Annotated in this window: 1 tRNA gene; it reads left to right on the top strand. The window is 52.0% G+C overall.

The annotated features are described in order from the left end of the window. Positions 1–22 precede the first annotated feature (22 nt). A tRNA-Asp gene (locus tag HC752_RS24580) sits at positions 23–99 on the top strand. The last annotated feature ends 149 nt before the right edge of the window (positions 100–248 follow it).

Genomic DNA, 248 nt, shown 5'->3' with positions numbered 1-248 from the left:
GCTAAGGCAAGTTTTCCACTGCGGAGTGGTAGTTCAGTTGGTTAGAATACCGGCCTGTCACGCCGGGGGTCGCGGGTTCGAGTCCCGTCCACTCCGCCATTTATTTAGAAAGCCCAGTCTCTCGACTTAATGCCGCTCGCTTAACAGCGTGCGGCTCTTTTCTTATGTGGATACCGGGGAGCCTTATACAGAACAACCCGAGGAAAAGGCTTCCTCTTTCTTTTCTTGGGTAAAATGAGTCGCTTACC

The sequence above is a fragment of the Vibrio sp. S9_S30 genome (assembly GCF_014694455.1).
Taxonomy (GTDB): Bacteria; Pseudomonadota; Gammaproteobacteria; order Enterobacterales; family Vibrionaceae; genus Vibrio.
This window is presented reverse-complemented; position numbering and strand designations above follow the sequence as displayed.